Annotated in this window: 19 protein-coding genes and 2 pseudogenes; 15 read left to right on the forward strand and 6 right to left on the reverse strand. The window is 35.8% G+C overall.

Going from position 1 to position 22,462, the window contains the following annotated elements; all coding sequences use genetic code 11:
* The first annotated feature begins 158 nt into the window (after nucleotides 1–158).
* From NTHER_RS15535 to NTHER_RS03425, 5 genes and pseudogenes are all read left to right on the forward strand, one after another.
* Nucleotides 159–442: pseudogene (locus tag NTHER_RS15535) on the forward strand (RnfABCDGE type electron transport complex subunit D).
* Nucleotides 432–2,174 carry an FMN-binding protein gene (locus NTHER_RS03410; RefSeq protein ID WP_012447130.1) on the forward strand — a complete coding sequence of 581 codons (1,743 nt, stop codon included), beginning with the start codon at nucleotides 432–434 and terminating at the stop codon, nucleotides 2,172–2,174. Before NTHER_RS15535 ends, NTHER_RS03410 begins: the two are co-directional and overlap by 11 nt.
* A gap of 109 nt (nucleotides 2,175–2,283) precedes the next feature.
* On the forward strand, nucleotides 2,284–2,544 hold the full coding sequence (locus tag NTHER_RS03415; protein WP_012447131.1) for an Rnf-Nqr domain containing protein: 261 nt from the start codon (nucleotides 2,284–2,286) through the stop codon (nucleotides 2,542–2,544).
* Nucleotides 2,545–2,634: 90 nt separating this feature from the next.
* Nucleotides 2,635–2,838 carry a hypothetical protein gene (locus NTHER_RS03420; RefSeq protein WP_012447132.1) on the forward strand — a complete coding sequence of 68 codons (204 nt, stop codon included), beginning with the start codon at nucleotides 2,635–2,637 and terminating at the stop codon, nucleotides 2,836–2,838.
* Nucleotides 2,839–3,021: 183 nt separating this feature from the next.
* Entirely contained in the window at nucleotides 3,022–4,176 is a 1,155-nt protein-coding gene (locus NTHER_RS03425; protein ID WP_012447133.1) for a cobalamin B12-binding domain-containing protein, read from the forward strand.
* A gap of 61 nt (nucleotides 4,177–4,237) precedes the next feature.
* Here the strand turns inward: NTHER_RS03425 and NTHER_RS03430 are convergent, their stop codons facing one another.
* Nucleotides 4,238–4,666, reverse strand: coding sequence for a CBS domain-containing protein (locus NTHER_RS03430; RefSeq protein WP_012447134.1), 429 nt, complete (start codon nucleotides 4,664–4,666; stop codon nucleotides 4,238–4,240).
* Between the two features lie 180 nt (nucleotides 4,667–4,846).
* On the opposite strand from NTHER_RS03430, the gene NTHER_RS03435 reads away from it, so the two are divergent.
* The 9 genes from NTHER_RS03435 to NTHER_RS03475 all read left to right on the forward strand — a co-directional run bounded on the left by NTHER_RS03435 (nucleotide 4,847) and on the right by NTHER_RS03475 (nucleotide 15,321).
* Entirely contained in the window at nucleotides 4,847–5,902 is a 1,056-nt protein-coding gene (locus NTHER_RS03435) for a hypothetical protein (RefSeq protein WP_012447135.1), read from the forward strand.
* Between the two features lie 187 nt (nucleotides 5,903–6,089).
* Nucleotides 6,090–7,229: a M14 family zinc carboxypeptidase gene (locus NTHER_RS03440; RefSeq protein WP_012447136.1), complete on the forward strand. Its 1,140-nt coding sequence runs from the start codon at nucleotides 6,090–6,092 to the stop codon at nucleotides 7,227–7,229.
* Between the two features lie 77 nt (nucleotides 7,230–7,306).
* The gene (locus NTHER_RS03445) at nucleotides 7,307–7,516 is read left to right on the forward strand and encodes a lipopolysaccharide assembly protein LapA domain-containing protein (protein WP_012447137.1); all 210 of its coding nucleotides are present in this window, start codon (nucleotides 7,307–7,309) and stop codon (nucleotides 7,514–7,516) included.
* Nucleotides 7,517–8,163: 647 nt separating this feature from the next.
* Nucleotides 8,164–8,964 (forward strand): sigma-70 family RNA polymerase sigma factor, encoded by an 801-nt coding sequence (locus tag NTHER_RS03450; RefSeq protein WP_012447139.1) that lies wholly within the window; start codon nucleotides 8,164–8,166, stop codon nucleotides 8,962–8,964.
* Nucleotides 8,951–10,285, forward strand: a complete 1,335-nt coding sequence (locus NTHER_RS03455) for an anti-sigma-I factor RsgI family protein (RefSeq protein ID WP_012447140.1) — start codon at nucleotides 8,951–8,953, stop codon at nucleotides 10,283–10,285. Before NTHER_RS03450 ends, NTHER_RS03455 begins: the two co-directional genes overlap by 14 nt.
* A gap of 110 nt (nucleotides 10,286–10,395) precedes the next feature.
* Nucleotides 10,396–11,415 (forward strand): hypothetical protein, encoded by a 1,020-nt coding sequence (locus NTHER_RS03460; protein WP_012447141.1) that lies wholly within the window; start codon nucleotides 10,396–10,398, stop codon nucleotides 11,413–11,415.
* A 26-nt stretch (nucleotides 11,416–11,441) separates the two neighbouring features.
* Nucleotides 11,442–12,395: a hypothetical protein gene (locus NTHER_RS03465; RefSeq protein ID WP_012447142.1), complete on the forward strand. Its 954-nt coding sequence runs from the start codon at nucleotides 11,442–11,444 to the stop codon at nucleotides 12,393–12,395.
* Nucleotides 12,396–12,476: 81 nt separating this feature from the next.
* Nucleotides 12,477–14,066: an exo-beta-N-acetylmuramidase NamZ domain-containing protein gene (locus NTHER_RS03470; protein ID WP_012447143.1), complete on the forward strand. Its 1,590-nt coding sequence runs from the start codon at nucleotides 12,477–12,479 to the stop codon at nucleotides 14,064–14,066.
* Between the two features lie 166 nt (nucleotides 14,067–14,232).
* Entirely contained in the window at nucleotides 14,233–15,321 is a 1,089-nt protein-coding gene (locus NTHER_RS03475) for a DUF418 domain-containing protein (RefSeq protein ID WP_012447144.1), read from the forward strand.
* Here the strand turns inward: NTHER_RS03475 and NTHER_RS03480 are convergent.
* From NTHER_RS03480 to NTHER_RS03495, 4 genes and pseudogenes are all read right to left on the reverse strand, one after another.
* On the reverse strand, nucleotides 15,299–15,772 hold the full coding sequence (locus NTHER_RS03480; protein ID WP_012447145.1) for a hypothetical protein: 474 nt from the start codon (nucleotides 15,770–15,772) through the stop codon (nucleotides 15,299–15,301). The genes NTHER_RS03475 and NTHER_RS03480 overlap by 23 nt on opposite strands.
* 151 nt (nucleotides 15,773–15,923) lie before the next feature.
* A pseudogene (locus NTHER_RS16485) lies at nucleotides 15,924–17,163 on the reverse strand (aspartate kinase).
* Nucleotides 17,164–17,209: 46 nt separating this feature from the next.
* Entirely contained in the window at nucleotides 17,210–18,535 is a 1,326-nt protein-coding gene (locus tag NTHER_RS03490; protein WP_012447146.1) for a homoserine dehydrogenase, read from the reverse strand.
* 19 nt (nucleotides 18,536–18,554) lie between these two features.
* Nucleotides 18,555–19,568 (reverse strand): aspartate-semialdehyde dehydrogenase, encoded by a 1,014-nt coding sequence (locus NTHER_RS03495; protein ID WP_012447147.1) that lies wholly within the window; start codon nucleotides 19,566–19,568, stop codon nucleotides 18,555–18,557.
* A gap of 419 nt (nucleotides 19,569–19,987) precedes the next feature.
* On the opposite strand from NTHER_RS03495, the gene NTHER_RS03500 reads away from it, so the two are divergent.
* Nucleotides 19,988–21,394, forward strand: a complete 1,407-nt coding sequence (locus tag NTHER_RS03500) for a B12-binding domain-containing radical SAM protein (RefSeq protein WP_012447148.1) — start codon at nucleotides 19,988–19,990, stop codon at nucleotides 21,392–21,394.
* A 98-nt stretch (nucleotides 21,395–21,492) separates the two neighbouring features.
* Here NTHER_RS03500 and NTHER_RS03505 read toward each other — a convergent pair whose 3' ends face one another.
* On the reverse strand, nucleotides 21,493–22,446 hold the full coding sequence (locus NTHER_RS03505; protein ID WP_012447149.1) for a glycine betaine ABC transporter substrate-binding protein: 954 nt from the start codon (nucleotides 22,444–22,446) through the stop codon (nucleotides 21,493–21,495).
* Between the last annotated feature and the right edge of the window lie 16 nt (nucleotides 22,447–22,462).

Raw genomic sequence — 22,462 nt, forward strand, 5'->3', positions numbered from 1 at the left:
AAGGATTGTCGTAACAAGCCGCAAGCACATTATAAAAGGGTGTTGTGAGCCCATTCAGATTCATTGATCCTAAGCAAGGAAGGATAGGACTCCTTATGAAAATGGGAGAGGGGTGTGATTTTAATGGTTCTTAAAACTTTCCGGAGGTATTGGCTGCTATGGCATTCCTTGTAGAGGAAAGGATTCTGTATCACCTATTTAGCGGATCGGCAATTTTTGCCGCTGTTTATATGGTTACATGTATGGTAACATCACCATATACCAAGATGGGTAATTTGATTTTTGGATAGGTTGTGGTGTATTTACTGGGATATTTAGGATGCTTGGTTCAGCTCCTGAGGGAGTGACTTATGCCGTCCTCCTAATGAATGCAACAGTACCTTTTATTAATAAATACACCAGACCGAAAATATACGGGGAGGTGTCTATAAATGAAAAATGATATGATTAGGCTTGCAGGTGTTTTGATGATTATAGCAGCCTTATCCGCTGCTTTGCTTGGTTTTTCCAATGAATTTACGTCACCAATAATAGCAGAGCGCCATAGAGAAACAATGGAAACCAAAATGTTTGAATACTTTCCAGAAGCTAATGAATTTGAAATTGAAGATGTGAATGGTGAAGAGTATTACGTTGTGCTAGACGAGGAAGACGTACTAGGTGTTGCAGGTATAGTTGAACCAGGAGGATATGGAGGAGTAATAGAAATGATGGTGGCTATGGACGTAGCAGGTACAGTTACTGGAATCGAAATTTTATCACACAGTGAAACTCCTGGAATTTCCGATGAAATAGAAGATTCTGAATGGCAAGAACAATTTGTAGGTTTAACTATATTTGACGATATTCAACTCGCCCAGGATGTAGAAGCGGTTTCAGGGGCTACAGCCAGCAGTGAAGGTGTGACTGAAGGTGTTAGAAAGGGAATTGAAGCCATAGCTGTGAACTACTTCCAGAGAGACCCAGAAGATTTTCCGGAAATCAAAGAAGCTCCAGCACAGTTAGAAGATGGTGTGTTTGAAGGGGAAGGGTTTGGAACCGAACCAGGTATAGAAGTAGAAGTAAATGTTTCTAATGGAGAAATTATTGATATAGAGCTGATAGATCATAATGAATCAGAAACTTATATGGAAATGGCTTGGGAAGAAGTGCCTGAACAAATCATTGAAGAAAACTCACCTAAAGTGGATACAGTTTCTAGAGCCACCCAATCAAGTCTTGGCATTATGGAAGCAGTCCAAAATGCTATCGTAGGTCTAGAACAAGAACCTGGTGAGCTACAAGACGGCACTTATCAAGGGGAAGGCTCTGGACACTCTCCGGGTGTTATTGTAGAAGTAGCTGTTTCTGATGGAGAAATTACCGATATGGAATTAATAGAGCATGACGATTCCTCAGATATAATGGAATCAGCCTGGGAAGGAATGCAAGAAAGGATTCTTGATAGTCAATCAACAGATGATGTGGATACTGTTTCAGGAGCAACTCAATCTAGTTATGGAATTATAGAAGCCGTGGAAGAAGCACTTCAGGAAGCAGAAGCTTCTCCTGTAGAGGTAGCTGATGGTGTTTATAGAGGAGAAGCAAGTGGTAGAAATCCTGGTATTGAAATAGAAGTAACAATTTTAGATGGCGAGATCTCTCAGTTGGAACTGATCGATCACGAAGAATCTTCAGATATGATGAATCCTGCATGGGAAACACTTAAAGAAGATATTTTAGACAATCAATCAACAGATGTAGATGTAGTATCAGGTGCTACCCAATCAAGTAATGGCATAATAAAAGCAGTTGAAAATGCCCTTGACGAAGAATCTTTAGTAGAAGATGTTGACGAAAAACTTGAAGAAGAGCTTGACGAAGACACAGAAAAAGACACAGAAAAAACTGAAGAAGTTGGAGATTTATCCGATGGAAGTTTTACAGGTTCTGCAGTTGGCTATAGCGGTGATGATATAGAAATAGAAGTAACTGTGGAAAACGAGTCAATAGTAGATATTGAATTGTTAGATCACCAGGACACTGAAGATATTATGGAAAAAGCTTGGAATGAGCTTCCCGATAGAATTATCGATGCCCAATCTTTAGATGTTGATACTGTATCTGGGGCAACCTATTCTAGTGAAGGTATCTTAGAAGCCGTGGATGAAGCTTTAGAGAAGGCTAGTGAATAAATATTCAGTTCCTACCGATGCTCTTTTGAGTTTGTTCGGTAGGAACTGTATATTTAAATTAAGATAGTTTTTTGGAGGGAGTTAAGCTACTTTTGTAACCTTAGTTGATATGCTTTTAGAAGCTTACAGCCCAGCTTTGCAAAAATCCCGAGGGATTTTTGTCCCTTTAATAGTTACAAATTGTCTAATTTTAGAGCGATCAGAAGCTTTTGCTTCCAAGAAAAAATCAGTTCATCTCTTGGTGATGCTTGCTTCAGTACCTTTTATCATAGCAGGTGTACTTTCTATTGCCTTTACGGGCTTTTTAGGGGTAATTTTAGTATTAAACCCTGACAGTATTTTAAAAAAAACTAGGGGTTTACCCCTTTAGCAGATTAAATACTTCCCCCGATTGTAAAAAGTGTGATTTATGAGAAAATTTAAATAAGAAAACATACTAAATCCAAGGGGGATTTTGGCTATGAGTAGAAACGGAAACTATCTTTTGGTGATGGATTGCCATAGTAAGGAAGACTTCGATGGTATGCGTTGGATCGATGCTAAAGAATTAGGGCGAATTAAAGAAAAAGCTCAAAAGGGGAAAATGAAGATAGATTGTAAGGAATGTAATTTAAAAATTGAAGATTCTAATGGTGAATTAGTTTTCAGTTATTGCAGTATTTAATTTAAATTTAATTAGACTTCTCCCTTATTAGAAGTTCGGTAGAGTAGAGCCTGATCATAGGCTCTTTTTTTTGTGCTATTTATTGACAAATAAAAGGACATTTTGACATTCTATAGAATTTAATAACAACCAGCTTATGTTTAGACAATATCCAATTGTTGCAGATTGAGGGGAGGGGTCAGATTGGAAAAGTTCAAAAAAGAGTTACGACGACTTCCTGACATATCTAAGGAGTCTGTTCAAGAATATGAAACACAACAAAATGCCATTGTGAATAAAGTTATGGAAATATTAGATAATGAAAAAAATTTAAAGGCCTTGACAAACAATTATCCTGAGAATTTTTTATATTACAATCAAGATAACTTATCAAAATTATGGTTATCAGCTATTTATAATAATAAATTTGAGTTAGCTATTCCTTATTTATGCTGGTATTACAGAGCTTATAGTTATGGGGGTTTTTCTGAAGATTTTTTTCGATTGGAATTACAAGCATGGATTGCCGCCACTCAGGAACTGCTCTCGTCTTCAGCACTGAAAGAGTTAATGCCTTTTTATCAATGGCTAACAGATCAACAAGGAAATTTAATAAAACTTGCTAATTCCCAAACCAAATCAGTTTTTAAGATTCCAGCCTGGTGGAAACGAGTGGAGACATCTTTTTTCTCATCATTGATGCAGGGAGATTTAGACCGTTGCCTTGAGATAACAAAAAGACATGTGACTGCAAAAGAAATAATACCTGAATTCTATATGAATGTATTGCGCCCTGTTATGTACAAAATAGGATATTATTGGGAAATGGGAGATATTAATATGATACACGAACAACACGCTACTTCCATTGTTATTAAAGTAAGGCATTATCTTTACAATCAGTATTTGTCATCAACAGAAAAGGATAAAGGGAAAGTAGTATTTACAACTGCCGCCTCTGATTCAAGCCAACTGGGTATGAAAATAGTGGGAGATTTATTAAGTCTTTACGGTTGGGATGTGAAGTATCTGGAGAACTTTACAGATAACCAATCAAAACATACTCTCGTTAACCAAATAAAAGAAATTAATCCTGATCTTATTGGGATATCATTCTCAGTATCATTTAATTTAGTAGAGGTCCACAGATTAATATCAGAAATCAGAAAATCTGATACATTAAAAAATAATTATATTTTAATAGGTGGGAGAGTAATTAATGAATTTAAGGATATAAATCTGGCCTCTTTAGTAAATGCGGATAACCAAGCTGAGGGAGCTTATCAGGCTTTAAGAAAAACAGAACGCTGGTGCCAAAACAAATTATCAGTTCAAGAAACTAAATCAACAGTAAATTAGCTCCTTGTTTCAAAGGAGCTAATTTCAGACTGTAGACAAATGGCTAGCTAAAACTTGAATTTTAGGATAAATCAGGCCTGCTAGGTGTAGAAACCTGACTTAAAGTTTGACCAGCTTCGTCTTTTGTTTGGTTTTCAGTAGCTAAATCTCCTAAAGCTACCATTCCCACCAGTTTTCCATTTTCAATAACAGGTAATCGTCTAACTTGATACTTAGCCATGATATCTGCTGCTTCTTCAACAGAATTTTCAGGTGAACAACTAATGACGTCAGCTGTCATGGCTTCTTCACAAGGTACATTGACACTGTTTTCTAAAGCTACGTTTCTAATAGCAATATCTCTATCTGTTAACATGCCCACTACGTTTTCTCCGTCGTGTACTGATAAAACACCTATATTAGTTTCCCTCATGATTTGAGCAGCCCGACTGACATTTTCACCTTTGTCAACTGAAAAGATTTCAGAAGTCATTACATCTCTAACTTTCATTAAAACCCTCCTAATAGTTTTAGATTAAATCATTTATAGAATGTGCAGTTTATTAATAAATATAACCAGGCTAAGCTGTTAAAAAATTAAAATATATGGAAGGGAATATTTTCTCTTATGGCGAATTTAATTATTGGGAAAATATAGTTAAATTGCATAATCTCTAAAAGGAGGAGCAATATGATTGATGAAGGAAGTAGAAAATCAGCTATCAAATTAGGTTTATCTTTAATGATTCTAGTTTTTACAACCGCTCCTGTATCTGGTCAAGACATAACAAATTTAGAAGAGTTGGATGGTTTAACTGCAGAAGACATGATTAATAGAGGAAAAGAACAGTTGCAAGCGGAAGAGACTCATACAATGAGCGGAGATGGATTAGCAACTATTTCATTGTCCACAAGATGCAGCTCAGATGCCTCTAATAACCACGAGATTCCCGATTTCGAGGTACCTTATCACGTAAAAACAAAAACTCAGTATGATCCCTTTAAATATTATAGCCAGTACGATATGGAAAATTATTTTCCCTTATTAGATTATTTTCCATTACTATCTAGCGGAAATTCTCTAGAGAGCTTTGGAATCCAAAAAGAAAGTGATGAAATGTTATTAACGGATCAGAAATTGTATCAAAAATATAGAGGCGAGCAAGGCAAAAAATGGGTGGTTGGTGATCTAGCTTTAATGGATATGACAAATTCAATCAAATACTTTATAAGTATGGATCCGTTAACTTCGATAGAAATGTTCCAGGAGTATGATGGAGATGTTAATTTAATTGGTGAAAAAGATATTGATAATCAAGAATACTATGTTGTTGAAAGTAATTTCGATCCTGATACATATATGAATATGCTGGATGATTTTTTTGAATCCCCCGAGATTATTACAGATGAACATCAAATACCAACCGAATTTGAAGAAGAACTAAAAGATATGGAACAAGAACTTCAAGAACAATGGGAAGAAACCAAAGAAAATTTGCAAGTATCTTTAACTAGAACTAAGTATATAAATCAAGAAAACTTCACTATTGATAAGTTAAATTCTGAGATTGATTTTAATTTTACTGCTGAAGAAGAAATTCCGGATGAACTGATTGAGCTAGAAGTTGACTTAAACTTTGATACAGAATTATATATAGAGGATTATGGGCAAGAGTTGCATTTTTCTGATATAACAGAGAATCCCATTTCATATGAAGAATTACTCAATGAAATTATGTTTGAATAATACTCTGATTAATTACTCAATGAAATGTTATTAGCAGATGGCGTATAAATGGTGTATAAAATGTAAGGGTTATTCCAAAAGTTAAAATAAAGACTTTTGGGATAACCCTTTTTTTGTAATATAAAAGCTAGTTCATTGTATACTTTGATAATAGACAAATAAGATTTTATAGGGGTGAATTGTTTATATGAATGTATTCAATATTAAAAAAAACCATAAAATCATGCTCATTTTTCTTGTTTTAATAATGCTTAGTTTAATTATTACTTTTCTTCTCGGTCGGGATGACTTAAATGATGAAATCCATGATACGAAAAAAAATGAAGAAAAGCGAGATGGTGCTGACAAGGACTATACTGAGTTACCATCATGGCAAACTATTGACCCCCAAGACTTAGATTATGTGGTTGATCCCTATCAGACCTATACTTATGACCAAATGGAACAGGATTTGGACCAATTAAAAGAAAATTATGGTGATTTGTTAGAAGTTAGGACAATAGGAAAATCAGTCCTGGGGAAAGATTTATATGCAGTAAGGATAGGGAATGAGGACAACACAATTTTAGTGGAAGCCAGTCATCATGCCAGGGAATGGATCTCCACTAATTTAACAATGAAAAAATTGGATCGTTATGCTTATAAATACGTCCAAAACGAAAAGATAGGTGAGTTTAATATTAGAGAAATTCTGGACGATGTGGGAATTTGGTTTGTCCCAATGGTCAACCCTGATGGTGTAACATTACATCAAAAAGGGCTTGATGGGATTCCTGAAGAATATCATGACGAATTTGTAGACTATAATGTAGACTGGGCTGGAGAAGATTTTTATTTATGGAAAGCAAATATTAATGGAGTTGACTTAAATAGGCAGTATCCTGCGGATTGGGAAGACTCCGATTGTACTGGTGTTAGATTTGCTATGAATTATAAAGGAGAGGAACCTTTATCAGAACCTGAATCTCAAGCTCTATATGAGTTTACTAAAGAAACCAAACCTTTAAGTGCTATATCATATCACACTCGAGGGCAAGTGATTTTCTGGTATTACCATAACAAACATTTGGAAAGGGATCAGGAAATTGGTGATCAGCTCAGCGAATTAACAGGTTATACATTATATCCTCCTAGACCCGATTACAGAGGTGCAAATTTCAATGACTGGTTTATCCAAAAATTTGATAGGCCAGCTTATATTTTAGAATTAGTGCCTTTCACAGGTGACGAGGAAGATCGTGATTTGGATTATCTTAAGACTGAATGGAAAAATAATCGAGAGGTAGCGGTGTTTTTGGCAAAAGTTGCTAATAAAAAGTTAAAATAACAAAATGTTTCAGTAATAGTAATTTTTTAGAAGGAATCACCTAAAATAAGGTCGAATTTAACATTGGAGGTGATTCCATGAGACCTAAAGCCATAGCTATTTTAGTGATAGCAATCATCTTTTTAATTTTATTATTTCAAAATACTCATCAGGTCGAACTGCAGTTACTATTTTGGAAAATTGATGGCCCTTTAATACTACTAATTTTGCTATCCCTTGCCGGTGGATTTGTCATTGGTTATCTTACCAGGGCTTTGTTTACGATTTCAAGAAGAAATAAAATGTAATCAATTTAGCCTATTATAAAGGAGTGACTGATTGAATATTTAAGGCAATTAATCTTTTCAAAAACAAAAAGCCCCAGATAGTAACTACAATTCCCTGTTCTGGATCGGTTAATTCAATACTTTTTTGGATGTAAATCGTATAAGGATGGATTTCTTTTTTAACGAAACCGTCTTTAACAGCTGGTTCTTTAACCTGGACCTCAGGTTCTAAAGTACCACTGCATCAGCCACCACTGTTCCTAATTAATCTAATAGTCAAAGTTGTTATTCCTTTTTTATCTAAATATTTTTTTGCTTTATCGTCTATTTGTAAACGGTAATCACTCATCAAATACCTCCTAGCTTTACTTCTCCCAATACCCTTACGTGGGAGAGTATATTGTCCTGTATTATAATCATATTGACTACTGATGTCAATTGATATAATTACTATTAACGTACTTCCACAGCTGAATCAGTGTGCTTTCTTGCTAATGCTCATATTTAAAAAGCAGGATTTAGAATAAACTTTGCGGAAAACTCCCCTTTGAAGCATCACTTATCCTATTGCTTCATTGAGGGAGTTTTTTTCGGTATAATGAAATAATTGGATTTATGTACCCAAAAATTAAAATTCACTACGTATTGATTAGTAAAGGGTGAAGTATATGGAGAAAAAAGACATACAACTTTTACAAAAGGCTCAATCAGGTGATGAACAATCTAGAGAACTTTTAATAACATCATATACTTCATATATCCAGGAAATAGCTTCAGGGTATTGCAATCGTAAACTTGTATGGGAAAATGATGATGAATTAAGCATTGCACTTTTGGCACTGAATGAAGCTATTGACAGTTATGATCTCAACTCAAATAAAAAGTTTAAGAACTATTTGAGAATGGTTGTTAAAAGTCGCCTAGTTGATTATTTTAGAACTGAAAAACGGCATCACCATTTACCATTGAGTAATAATTTGGAAGAATCCAACACTGAATTAGATGAACCTCCTGATAACAAAATTGAAGATGAAGCTGCCTGGAAGCAATACCATCAACAAAAAGAGTTTCAAGAAAGAGTTGAAGAAATGAGTCAATTTGAATACGTATTACAAGAATATGGTTTATCTTTTCATGACCTCGAACAAGCATCTCCTAAACATCAAAAAACTAGGGATAAACTGGTTGAAGTGGCGAAATTAATTGCAGAGCGAGAAGATTTATTAAAATACATAAAAAAGAAGAAAAAATTACCATTAAAAAAGCTCATTTTGGAAACGGGAAATAGCAAGAAAGTGTTAAAACGAGGCAGAAAATATATTCTAGCTGTGACAATGATAATATCAGACGAGCGCTTTTCCTATTTGAGATCACTATTTTCATTACCCAACAAATCATCTGAAAAAGCTCAAAAAGTAACTGAAAGTGGCTCTCCTTTGAAAGGGGATGAAGATAATGTCAAAAATTAAGGCTGTAGTTATTAAAACAGAAAAAAATTATATGCATGTTGCTACTGAAGATCGCAGGTTCTTGCGGGTTCCTATTCCAGAAAAGGGAGTAGCCAAAGGTGAGGAAGTTTGGATTGATCCTGAGAATATTCAAGAAGATAAATTTATAGATACACGAAATAGTGTGCCACCGTCTATAAAAAACGTGGTTTCTATTGCAGCAATTTTTATGCTATTAATAATTTCTCCATTTCTCAGTGATTTATTTTTTGAATCTGATGAAGCTGTGGCTTATTTAAATGTGGATATAAATCCAGGTTTTGAGTTAGCAGTTAATTCTGATTACAAGGTTATCGAAGCAGTTCCGCTAAACGAAACAGCAAAAGATTTATTTCAAGAGATCCAGTTAGAAGATAAATATCTCACTAATTCAATGAGTAAATTGGTCAATACAGCTAGAGAAAAAGGTTATATTTATGACGAAATGGATAATTTAATAATGATCACATTGGTAAATGTGGATCAGGTTAATCAAAAAGACCTAACTTCTTCTAATTATCAAAATTTAAGAGATGAAATTTTAACCGGGGTGGAAGACACTGAAATTACAGCTAATATTGCATTAAGGGAAGGGACGATGGCTGAACTGAATCAGGCTAGAGAACAGGGAATAACTCTAAATGACTATAAGATAAAAGCAGAAGTTGCTCACACCTCAGAAGGCCAAGTTGAATCAACAAAAGAAAAGTCCCAGGAAGAAATAGATCGGGAAAAAATGATCACGGAGTTACGGGATGAGGGTAGATCTGTTGAAGAATTATACGATGAAGTGACTCAAATAGGTAAATCAACAACAGACACAAAAAAGCCAAGTCCCCCAGATCATACTCCACCAGGGCAAGATGAACAAAAACCCCCTGGCCAAAGAGAAGAACATCCAGGAAGATCTCCTGAAGAAAAACCTCCTGGCCAGGATGAAGAAAAACCTCCAGGTCAAGATGAGAACGGTCACCCTGGCCAAAGAGATGATGATCATCCGGGACAAAGAGACGAAATACCGCCAGGACAAACAGAAGATGGACCACCAGGACATGAGAATGATAGTCCTGGAACTGACGAGGGATATGACGACAAATCTCCTGGTCATTCTGAAGAGGGGCCACCAGGACAGCTAGAGCAAGAACCGCCGGGAGAACCCCCGGGACAGAACGATAATGGTCCCCCTGGGCAGCAGGACAACGGTCCTCCTGGACATCAGCAGGACAATGGACCACCCGGACATCAAGATGATAATCTTCCTGGAAAGCAGCATGAAAATGGTCCCCCTGGGCAAGGTGAATGATTGGCATATTAAAGTTTTTCTAGAAAATTTTATCATAGGGTCCCAAAATTTAAATTGACTTTCGTATAGCTTAATGAGAAGAAAGATAATAACAAGGAGGGACCATAATTATGAAAAAACTGTTGATTCTAGCTTTAGCCACTGTAATTTCCTTTGGAGGAATTTCCTATGCAGTAGCTGAACAACAAGATGATGGTACAGAATTACCACCACCTTTTCAGGGGGAAGATAAGGAAAATCTACCTCCAGGACAAAGGAAGAAGTTAGTTGATAATGAGGATGAAGATGTGCCACCAGGATTAAGGGACAAAGATGGATTACCTCCAGGCATCCAAAAGCGATTTGGTGACCGTATTGAAGAGGAAGTAAAGGACTTAGAATTAATTAGTGGAGAGGTAGTTGCGGTTGACGAAGACGATAACTATATCGACTTGTCAGCAGGAGAAAGTTATTTTTATCTAAAAGTATCCGAAGATTTTGTTGATGAGCTGGAAGAAGGGTATGTTTACAAGCAAGATGAAGATGAAGAAAAAATTGAAGAATTAGCAGACTTAAAAGACTTATATATAGAGGTAGCAGTTGATGAAGATTACGTTGTTTCAGAGATGAAAGATTTAGAAGAGAAAGAAGACGATGATGACGAAAAAACTGAAAAGTTTAAATTTGGCTTTATTTCGGATGTGAATGATGATGAAATTGATTTGTTTGTGAAAGAAACAGGGGAAGAAAAAACCTTTGATTTAGATGATGATGTGGCAGTTTATGGTGAGGCAGAGGAAAAAGATGAACTAGAAGAAGGTCAGTTCATTGAAATGTCCGTTCTAGAAAATGATGAATCACTAATTCTTTACATTTACGTATTTGATGAAGAAGACATTGGAGATTATGTAGTAGTCTACTTTGATGAAGATGATAAGGAACTACTTGTAGAAGACATAGAAGAAAACGAATACAATCTTTATAGTAGTTCAGAGGAGATGGTAGTAGTTTTAGAAGATGAGTCCCTAACACATGAAGAATTTGAAGAAGAAATGATGGATATTAGACTTAGAGATGAAGAGCTTGAAATAGAACATTTGTATAAAGAAGCCGGTAAAGTGATTGGTGTAAAATTAGTGGAAATTGATTAATTGACCTTGATTCACACCTAAACAACTTGTTTTACATTGCTATCGGTGATACAATAACAATAATTGATAGAATAGGAATAAAAGGGAAATTAACAGTTGAGGCGATATCTATGAAACAGACAATTCCAAGTTTTATTACCAAAATAAAGCCGGGAACTTTGATGGGATTTACAATATTATACTTGTTAGTTGCAGCAATTTTGGTGTATTTGGTAGATATCCAAAATGTTGGAATGCAAGGTTTCTTGGACAGATTGTATGAGGTTACGAAATATAGAGCCCAGGAACCAACGGAACCCTTATTATTCGCCCATATTTTTAGAGAAGGAGGTCCCACAGAAATCCTGCAGTGGATTTTACTGGGGGCGGCGGCCTTAATCAGTGCGTATCACGCAGGAAAATTAAGTAGTGAATTAGCAAATAACCGAAAAGAATCTCTCACAGATGCTCAGAAATTCACTTGCTTGTTGAGTATAGGATTACTATTCATGTTATTAGAAGATGCAGGTAATCCCAGACACACTTTGGCCACATATTTTCCTACTATCTTTGAATATTTGGGTATTGAAAACTTTTTAACCGGTAGCACTGGGATTGAACTAGTCTACTTTGGTGTTTTAGGCTTATTTATGCTGGGTGCCGCCTGGTATTTTTGGCGGCATGCCCGGCATTTATCTATGGCACGAAATTACTTGATTCTGGGTTATTTGTCTTATGGAGTCGCAACAATGGCATCAGCTACCAGAAACATAGGTAATTGGTATATTAAAGTAGGATCTAGGATAAATGAAATGATTGGTGAAGGAGCCATAGCTAATAATCTTGACCCTAATTATATTAGGGGCAATTTTACGCCAACAGAGCGTGTTGGATTCTTGCTAATGGATAATTTGTTTGAAGAATCTTTAGAATTAATTGGTGCTACTGCCTTGGTAGCCGGGATACTAGCTTACATTAAATACCAGGATTTTACAGAATAAAAAACCTGCCATTAAAGGCAGGTTTTTGTATATTATGGTATAATTAACTAAAATAATACTAGAAAGGGGATTACATATAGTATGAGCAGTTTAGCTAGCCTGAGAAGAGAAATATTACTACTATTTGTTTTAGCAGCAACTATTGCAATTATTAGTGCATCTTTAGGAAACTTTACTAATACGACTTTTGCACGTGAAAAGGAGAATATGGTTGAACTGGGTAATGAAGTGCTTTTAGATGATTACCTTCACTTGGTAGAAGATAAACGAGTAGGGTTGATCACCAATCACACCGGTGTAAATAGCAATAAAGAAAGTCTAGTTGATGTTTTCATGGATGATGATGGAATAAATTTAACTGCTGTATATGCACCAGAACATGGTTTGGACGGCGAAGCTAGTGCTGGAGAATACGTAGAATCATATACTCATGAAGAACATGATATTCCCGTTTTCAGTTTATATGGACAGACTAGAGAACCTACCAGGGAAATGTTATCCAAAGTCGATGTATTACTGTTTGATATCCAGGATATAGGTGCCAGAAGTTATACATACATATCCACACTAAATTATTCCATGATGGCTTCTGAGAAATATGATGTCCCTGTAATTGTTTTGGATAGGCCAAATCCCCTTGGGGGCATGACAGTAGAAGGTCCAGTCATGGAAGAAGAATTTATTTCTTTCGTTGGAGTGGACAAGTTACCTAAAGCCCATGGGATGACTGTAGGGGAACTGGCTCAGTTCTTTAATCGTAAAATTGACGTGGACCTGACAGTTATTCCTATGAAAAATTATCAAAGAAATATGATCTTTCAAGATACCGGTTTACCTTGGGTTCAGACTTCGCCTAATATCCCGGATTTGGATTCTTGTTTTGGATATATGGCTACAGGCTTAGGTGAGGGAACTGGTGTTTATCAAGCGGATAAATTCGAATGGATTGGTGGAAAAGATCTCGATTCATATAAATTTGCAGAAGCTCTAAACCAGGCGGGACTTGAAGGGGTTTCTTTTATCCCAGAAGATAGGGGAAGTGCCGGGGGAGTAAGACTTAATATTACTGATTACTATGCCTTTAATCCTGCTAAAACTGGAATTTACGCCTTATCCCAGGCCTTTAAAATAGGAGACTTTGAAGTACCAACTAGTGACCAGGGAAATATTGTCATGTTCGACAAAATTATGGGTACGGACCAAATAGGTATCGGCCTTAAAAAGGAGTTATCTCCACAGGAGATTGAAGAGAAGTATGCTCCTGAGTTACGCAACTTTAAAGCAACTAGAAAACAGTATTTGCTGGATGAATACCAACCGGGAATCCTAGTTAAAGTAAATGAATCTATTATAAGTTTTGATGTCAAACCTTATATCGATGACAATAATCGTGTTTTAGTTCCTCTAAGAAATATATCTGAAGCTCTGGGAACCTTTGTTCAATGGGAAGGAGATCATCAGGATGTGATAATAAATAAACCCGGCGGGAAACAGATACGATTTACTATTGGCAGCCAAATAGCACAAGTAAATGGTAAAGATAAATCTATGGATACTGAACCATTGATCAAAGATGGGAGAACTATGATCCCTGCTCGATATATAGGTGAATTTTTGGAAGCACAGGTAGACTGGGACGGTCAATGGCAAAGAGTCACAATCAAATATTAACATACTCCCACAGCTAAAGAAGTGGGCTTTCTTCTGTTGTTAAAATCGTAAAGATAATCCTAAATATTTAAAGATTGATTTTTTTCCCTTAGCTAAGATATAATTGCAACTGTTGTTATTATTAAAGAATCCATGAGGCGTTTCTGTTGGATAGGAGGGGAAAGCTATGGGAAGCTTAAAAGAACGAGTTGAAATAGTTGATGCTTTAAGGGGATTTGCTTTATTCGGAATGTTAATTGCCAATTTGGGTGTCTTTACTCATAACGAAATAGATTTTTTGGAAATGGCTTCTACAATTTATTCTCAATTTATTCTCAATAATTTTTATCCCATGTTTGCGATTTTATTTGGACTCAGTTTTTATATGTTCATGTCTCGTCCGCGTAATACAAAACTTATTTTTGTTAGACGGCTAGTCATACTATTGATACTGGGCATTATGCACATGGTATTTGTATGGCATCTTGATATACTTCATGCTTATGCTATTACGGGGATATTCTTGCTGTTTTTCTACAAAATGGATTTATCAAGTTTAAAAAAATGGTTGGTTGTTTTATTCATTTTAGATATGTTATTTGCAGCTTTTTTAAGTGATTTACTTTCTGGACTTGTAACAACATCTGCACCTTCGATAATATCCTCATATAATGCCAGTTCATACGGTGCTAATTTATCTATAACAATAGAAAATGTTCCGGGTATACTTTACGATGCTGTTGTTGACATTCCTCACCATTTATTTTTATTTTTGATAGGCCTTTATCTAGGGAAATCTGGAGTATTCATGGAAACCAGGGATAGATTGGAATCTGTAGTGAGAGTGTCATGGTGGAGTATGGGTCTCTTTGTATTGTTTTATTTCTCAAGAATGATAGTGAGAAATTATGGTTTGGCTGATGAATACCTGTCCCTTCCTTTATCAAATTTATTTAATTTAAGTTTAACTTTCTTTTATATTACGTTGTTTGTAGTGTTTTATCACTGGAAAAAAGATAACTATATCTTTGATAGGTTCAGGTTAATTGGGAAGATGACCCTTACTAGTTATTTAACCCATAGTGTGATTTATTTGCTCTTATTCTACGAAATTAATTTGGGACTTTATAATGAACTCCCGACTATGCTAACTCCCTTGTTAGCTGTAGTTATTTATCTGGCGCAATCAGAATTTGCCAGGATTTGGTTAAACAAATTTGGCCATGGCCCTGTGGAGAAAGTTTGGCGTTTTTTTACTTACGTGGGAACAGATTAGGATTAGCTACAGATCTTAAGATAATAGCTGATGCGGCTCCAAAAACCATGTGAGATATCATGACTGTAAAAGCGGTCTTGGGATCTTCTTCCTGAAGTGAACTTGCTCCCATTTTAGCTAGTACGCCATAGGCGAAGGCCCAGGACATATCCCCTAAAGCTACACCTTTTACAATGGGGTAATCTCTACCTGATAATGAAAATAGATAGCTTTTACAAATGCCGAGAATAGCTGCTACCGAGTTATCGGCAATCCATCCATTTAATTTACCTAGAGGTGTATTCACATGCCGGGCGGACATAAAAAATCCGCCCGCTTTTTGTAATCCAGTTTGATTAGTGTAACCTTTTTTATAGGCCGCATGCTCTATGGCTGTTTTTAATAAATTAGCACCGACTCCTGCCACTATACCTGCAAATACTCGATCATTTATCTTTCTAATTGTTATCACCCTTATATATTAGATTATTAGTTAATTTATAGTGTCATTTTTATTTTGATAAGAGTATAGTCTTTATATACGATATTTTGGGTGAAGTTAAAATCTGGAAAATATCCACTATCCTTATCTATCACAATTTATCACATCACTTTATTTTATGTTAGCATTTACTGTTAACTTCAATCCCTTGGATGGAGAATTTATCATGGACAGCTCTAACAGCCAGAGTTACTTTGTCGCTATCAATCAGGCAGGATAATTTCATTTCCGAAGAGCTGATCATTCGGATGTTGATATCTAGTTCATATAGAGCTTGAAACATAGCCCTGGCTATTTTGGATTTATTCACCATTCCAGCACCAACAACTGAAATTTTGGCAACCTGTCGGTGGTATTCCACCCCTTGAGCTCCTAGTTCCTCAGACCATTTTTCCATTACTTTGACCGTTTCTGTTAAGTCATCTTGACTGACTGTAAAAGAAATATCGTTGACCTGTTTTCTTTTAATACTTTGGATAATTGTATCGGCAGTTATATTATTATCTTCTAGTTTAGAAAATAATCGATAGGCAATACCTGGCAAATCAGGAACTCCGATTACAGAAATTTCGCAGATATTAGTGTCATGAGTTATACCGCTTACTCTCAACATCTCTTCCATAAATGTCTTCAACTCCTTTCACTATTGTTCCTTGTTCTAATTTAGCACTCGAGCGAACTTCTAGGGTTATATTGTAATTACGAGCTAATTCTACTGATCTAGGATGAAGGACCTTTGCACCTAAAACGGCCATTTCCAGCATTTCATCGTAAGATATTTCAGAGAGTTTTTTAGCATTTGGTACGATTCTAGGATCTGCCGAATAAACCCCATCGGTATCTGTACATATATTGCATTTCACGGCATCAAGGGCGGCGGCAATGGCTACTGCGGTAGTATCTGAACCGCCCCTTCCCAGTGTAGTTATTTCATTTCCTTCGGTAATCCCCTGAAAACCTGCAACTATAACAGTTTTTCCCTTTTTTAGTTCTGAAATTATTCTGTTAGAATTGACTTCTAAAATTTTGGCTTTTTTATATGTTCCCGTGGTTTTAATGCCAACCTGTGGTCCTGTTAATGAAATGACCGAATGACCTAGGGAATCGATGGCCATGGCTAACAGAGATATAGATACTTGCTCTCCAGTGGAGACCAGCATATCCATTTCTCGGTCCTTGGGTTGTGGTGTGATTTCATGAGCTAGTTTGATTAGATTATCCGTTGTATCGCCCATGGCAGAAACAACTATGACCTGGCCTTTATTTTGTCTGGACTGATTGACTATCCTTTGAGCCACATTTTTAATTTTATCTACAGTAGCCAGGGAACTTCCTCCGTATTTTTCCACATAGATTTCCATCATTATCCTCCTACGCATAACTTTTTATCTTTCATCTTTCAGCTTTTTATCTTCCACCGTTACTGTTATCTCCTCTAATAATGTTTATAAGTTCAACTGACTTATCCTGTAAATCAGAAATAGCGTTTTGTACATTTTGTTCTTTAGCTAATTCTGTGATTATAAATAATTCTTGTTTTCCATTTGAACTAGATTTTTTATCTAACTGCTGTAACTCAATGCCGTGATGATTTAATAGGTTTTGGATTTCGGATTTGTTAACTTTCTGTTCTTGTTCTGTCTGAGAAGGATTTGAACTTACTAGCCTGAGATAAAATAGTGAACTGGTTTCTTCCTTATCAAGGATTTTGTAAAAATTATTTTTACTCCAACCATTGAAATTATTGGAATGCTTACCATTCCTAGCAGCTTCAATGATATCGGATAAGACAGCACTGGAGGTTGCTTCTTTACCAGCCCCTTCGCCGGTAAATGTAAGATAACCCACTGGTTCTCCCTTAATTAATATAGAATTATAAACCCCGGAGACTGATGAAAGCGGATTGTCACAGGGTAAGAAAGTAGGTGCGACCCGACTTTCTACTTCCGTACCATTAATTTTTGTCTGTCCAAGAAGTTTAATTTTGTACCCATGATCACCTAAAAATTGGAGATCTTCCTTTGTTACACCAGAAATGCCTTCAGTGTATATATCTTCGGGTAATACAGTAGAATTTGTTGCCATAGATGTCATTATGGCAAGTTTCCTTACAGCGTCAAAACCTTCTACATCATCAGTAGGGTCACTTTCAGCATAACCAAGCTCTTGTGCTTTTTTAAGGGCTTCATTGAACTCTGCTTCCTTTTCCTCCATTTCGGTCAAGATGTAATTAGTAGTACCGTTCAATATACCGGAAATTTCCTTAACTGTATTTCCAGCTAGGCATGCTTTTAAGGGCCTTATTACTGGAACACCACCGGCTACACTGGCTTCGTACAAGAAATTAACACCATTATTTTTGGCTAAAGAAGTGAGATCTTCGCCGTGTTTGGCTATCACTTCTTTATTGGCAGTGACTACATGCTTACCAGCTTTGATGGCTTTTTTCATGTAACTAAGAGCTGGTTCTTCTGTTCCCATTACTTCAACTACTATCTGAATATCTTGGTTTCTCAGTATTTCTTCTGGATCATCTGTAAGCTTGTCTGATATGAAGTTCTGATTAAGTTGTGTTGTCCTAGATTTAGTTTTATTCTTTACAAGAATTTTTTCCACTTCTAGTACGGCATTAACTCGCTCAGTTAGCAAATCTTTATTTTCAGTTAAAACTTCCACAGTACCTGTCCCCACTGTACCAAAGCCTAGAAAGCCAATTTTAATAGTTGATGTCATATCATAATCCTCCTTGAATTTAAATTATATATTTAGCTAAATATTCAGTTAATAACAAAGCATTAAAGGCAGCTCCTCGTCTCAAGTTATCAGCTACTACCCACAAATTAAGCCCATTATCAATGGAAAGATCCTCTCTTATTCTACCTACATAGACTTGGTCTTTACCGGCAATCTCAATAGGAGTGGGATATTTTGCTTCAAAAGGGTCATCAATAACTTCTACTTCCGAAAAATTTTCTAGTAATTGCCTTGCGTCACAAGCTGAAAGCTTAGACTTTGTCTCAATATTGACCGCTTCAGAATGTCCAATAAAAACTGGCACCCGTACAGTAGTAGCAGTAACTCCTATGTTTTCATCTTGAAAGATTTTTTTAGTTTCATTAACCATTTTCAATTCTTCTTTCGTATCTCCATTTTCATCAAAAGAATCCAGGTGTGGAAGCATGTTAAAGGCTATTTGATGGGGATATATCTGTTTTTCAATGGCTTCATTATTTAAATATTTTGGACTTTGTTCTGTTAATTCCTTCATTGCTTGATAACCTGTACCAGAAACGGACTGATATGTAGATACTACAATTCTCTTGATACCGGCATGGTCTAATATTGGTTTTAATGCACAGACCATTTGAATTGTGGAGCAATTAGGATTGGCAATTATTCCCTCATGCTCATATAAAGATTCATAATTAACTCCAGCTGCCACCAGAGGTACCTTATCATCCATCCTAAAAGCACTACTGTTATCTATTACAATGGCTCCAGATTCTACAGCCTTAGGAGCCAAATTTTTACTAACAGATGAACCGGCACTAAAAATGGCAATGTCAACATCGTGAAAAGAGGAAGAATTGGCAGCTTCTACGGTAATTTCTTTACCTCCAAAGGTGATTTTAGTACCGGCCGAATTTTCAGATGCCAAGAGCTTTAAGTTATTTAAAGAAAAATCCAAATTATTTTCTCTTAAAATATCCAGGATGGTTTGCCCGACTGCCCCGGTACTTCCTACAATTGCTAAATTTATACCCATCTGTGCACCCCCCCGTTTTAACGATTTAATTTAAAAAAGACCGAAATAAAAAAATCGGGATATCCATACCTGGGATTTTAAACATCCAGGTTAATTGATATCCCTTCTTATTATAAAACACTCTGCTAATCTTGTCGATATTTTTTGCATTTAACTTGTTCCAAAATATTTTATTGGAAAACAAAATAGAGTATTAAAAAAAGGAAAATATAAGTTTTTATAGAAATATCTACCTAGAAAAAATTAGGAAATTTTCAAATTGTATAGTAGACAGTATATTTAGGGAGTTTTATGATAACGAAGTATAGTAAATGTTAATTTAGACAAAATAAATTAAAGGATTAAGTGTTTATATAACAGGGGTTACAAGAATTAGAATTAATAATATTTTTAATCAATTTTAAGTGAGGTGATGTTATATGAAGATCACCTTAATAGAACCCAAATCTCCTGGGGTACATGTTTTCAATAAGGTTAAGCTTCCCAGGCTGGGACTACCTATAATGGCGACAATTTTAAAACAAAAAGGTTACGATGTTGAAGTTCAAGCTGAAGAAATCAGATCACTAAATTTTGACAGGATTTACAATTCTGACTTAGTGGGTCTATCAACAATTACTTCCACAGCACCTAGAGCCTACCATTTGGCAGACAAAATCAAGAACCAGGTAGATATACCAATTGTGATCGGAGGTTCTCATGTTACTTTTTATCCAGAGGAGGCTCTTTCTCATGCAGATTTTTGCGTTATGGGCGAAGGAGAAAAGTCTTTTTTAGAACTGGTAGAATTCATTGATACTCAGAAGGATTCCGGAAAAAAACCTGAAAACATTCCAGGTTTGGCCTATTTTAATGAAAACAAAGAGTTAATTAAAAACTCATTACCAGATCCGGTAACTCATAATGATCTGCCATTTCCCGACTTGAGTTTGATTGCTGGTAGTGAGAAAATGAATATCCTGCCTATGGAAACTTCCAGAGGATGTCCCTTTGGTTGCAAGTTTTGTTCAGTTATTAAAATGTTTGGAAAGAAATACAGGTTTAAACACATTGATAAGGTTGCCGATGAATTAGCACGTCTTTCTCCTGCCAAAATATTTTTTTACGATGATAATTTTGCGGCAGACCGGGAGCGGACCTATCAATTGATGAAAAAAATTATTTCGAGAAGAGATATTAACATTCAATGGGGTGCACAAGTAAGAGCAGACATCTATAAAGACCCAGAATTACTAGATATCATGAAAGAAGCAGGGGGAAGGATGTTACACATTGGTTTTGAAAGTGTTAATCAATCAACCTTGGAAGAATACAATAAGAGCCTAAGTATCGATGAAACAAAGCAGGCAATCAAAACAATTAAAGATAAAGGGTTCCACATCCATGGAATGTTCGTTATTGGCAGTGATCATGATGATGTCCGAACAGCTCACGAAACCGTCAATTTTGCCTTAAAACACAAAATTGATACTATTCAACTACTTATTTTAGTTCCCATTCCTGGTTCGGAACAGTTCCATGAATTAGCCTCTCAAAATCGATTGTTGCCATCTTCTTGGGAGTATTATGATGGCCATCATGTAGTTCATAGACCTGAAAATATTTCTCCTTATGAGCTTCAATATCAGGTAATGAAAGAGATGACCAGATTTTATTCTTTCAAAAAATGCTTAGAATTGGCTGCGAAATTTAAGTTTATCAATCTATATTTTAGATTTTACGGATTTCGTACTCTCAGACAATGGTTTAAGGACCGCAAAAATATTTCTTATCTTGAATTTCTTAAAAAGAAATACTCTCCTGATGTAACCATGAACACACAATAAATTAAATAATAATGTAAAAAACACAAACTCACCCGTTTTTGGAGCGGGTGAGTTTGTGTGTGGAATAAATGAGGGAAAATGGTTAGGGAGAATATTAATTAGGGGGTCCAGTCTTCAACTTTGTCAGAATTGTCTTCAATCCACCTTTTGGCAGATTCCTCTTCATCTTCTGTTTCATTAATATCTGCCATTAACTCTCCTAAACCTTGTTGGGAAAGCTGAAACTCTTCTAAGAACTCTCTTACTTCCGGTAAATCTTGTTCTAAATCAGATCTTCCGATATTATAGATGTTCTCTTGTTCTCCATATACTTTTTTTGGATCTTCAAGGAATTCTAAATCCCAGGTGGCAAATTTCCAATGAGGAATCCAACCTGTAACTACTACCCATTCCTCTTCTTCAATGCTTTCTTGTAGAGCAGTTGCCATGGCAGGGTCACTACCTTCGATTAAATTAAAGTTTAGACCATATTCTTCTAAAGCGGTTTCTGTTGTTTGCATAATTCCAGCACCGGGGTCAATTCCAATTATTTCACCGTCAAATTTATCAGTCACATCATTCATGTCTTCAATACTATCGATATCTACATAATCAGGGACTACTAGTCCAATTCTTGCACCTTCAAAGTTAGGACTAATTTTATCTACTTTATCCTGATATTCTTCCCAGTATTCTTCATGAGTAATTGGTAACCAACCACCTAGAAATACATCGTGTTCACCTTCAGCAATATCAGTATAAATTGGTCCCGGATCGGCCATTGTTAATTCGACTTCATATCCCATTTCTTCTTCTAAAATTTCCTTAGCTAAATAAGTAGTTGCAACACAATCAGCCCAGTTTACGTAAGCAATCTCAATTGTTTGAGTTGTCTGCTGTTCGTCTTCAGATTGTTCTTCTGACTTTTCATTATCTGGATTTTGTTCTTGTTCTTCAACTTTAGTGCTTTCTTCTGGGATTGCTTCATCACCACAGGCTGCCATCAGGCCACCTGTGGTGATGATTACAATCATAAATAATATTATTTTATTATTTGAAATTATTCTTAACATGATATCCACCTCCTTT

The sequence above is a fragment of the Natranaerobius thermophilus JW/NM-WN-LF genome (genome assembly GCF_000020005.1).
GTDB classification, from domain to species: domain Bacteria; phylum Bacillota; class Natranaerobiia; order Natranaerobiales; family Natranaerobiaceae; genus Natranaerobius; species Natranaerobius thermophilus.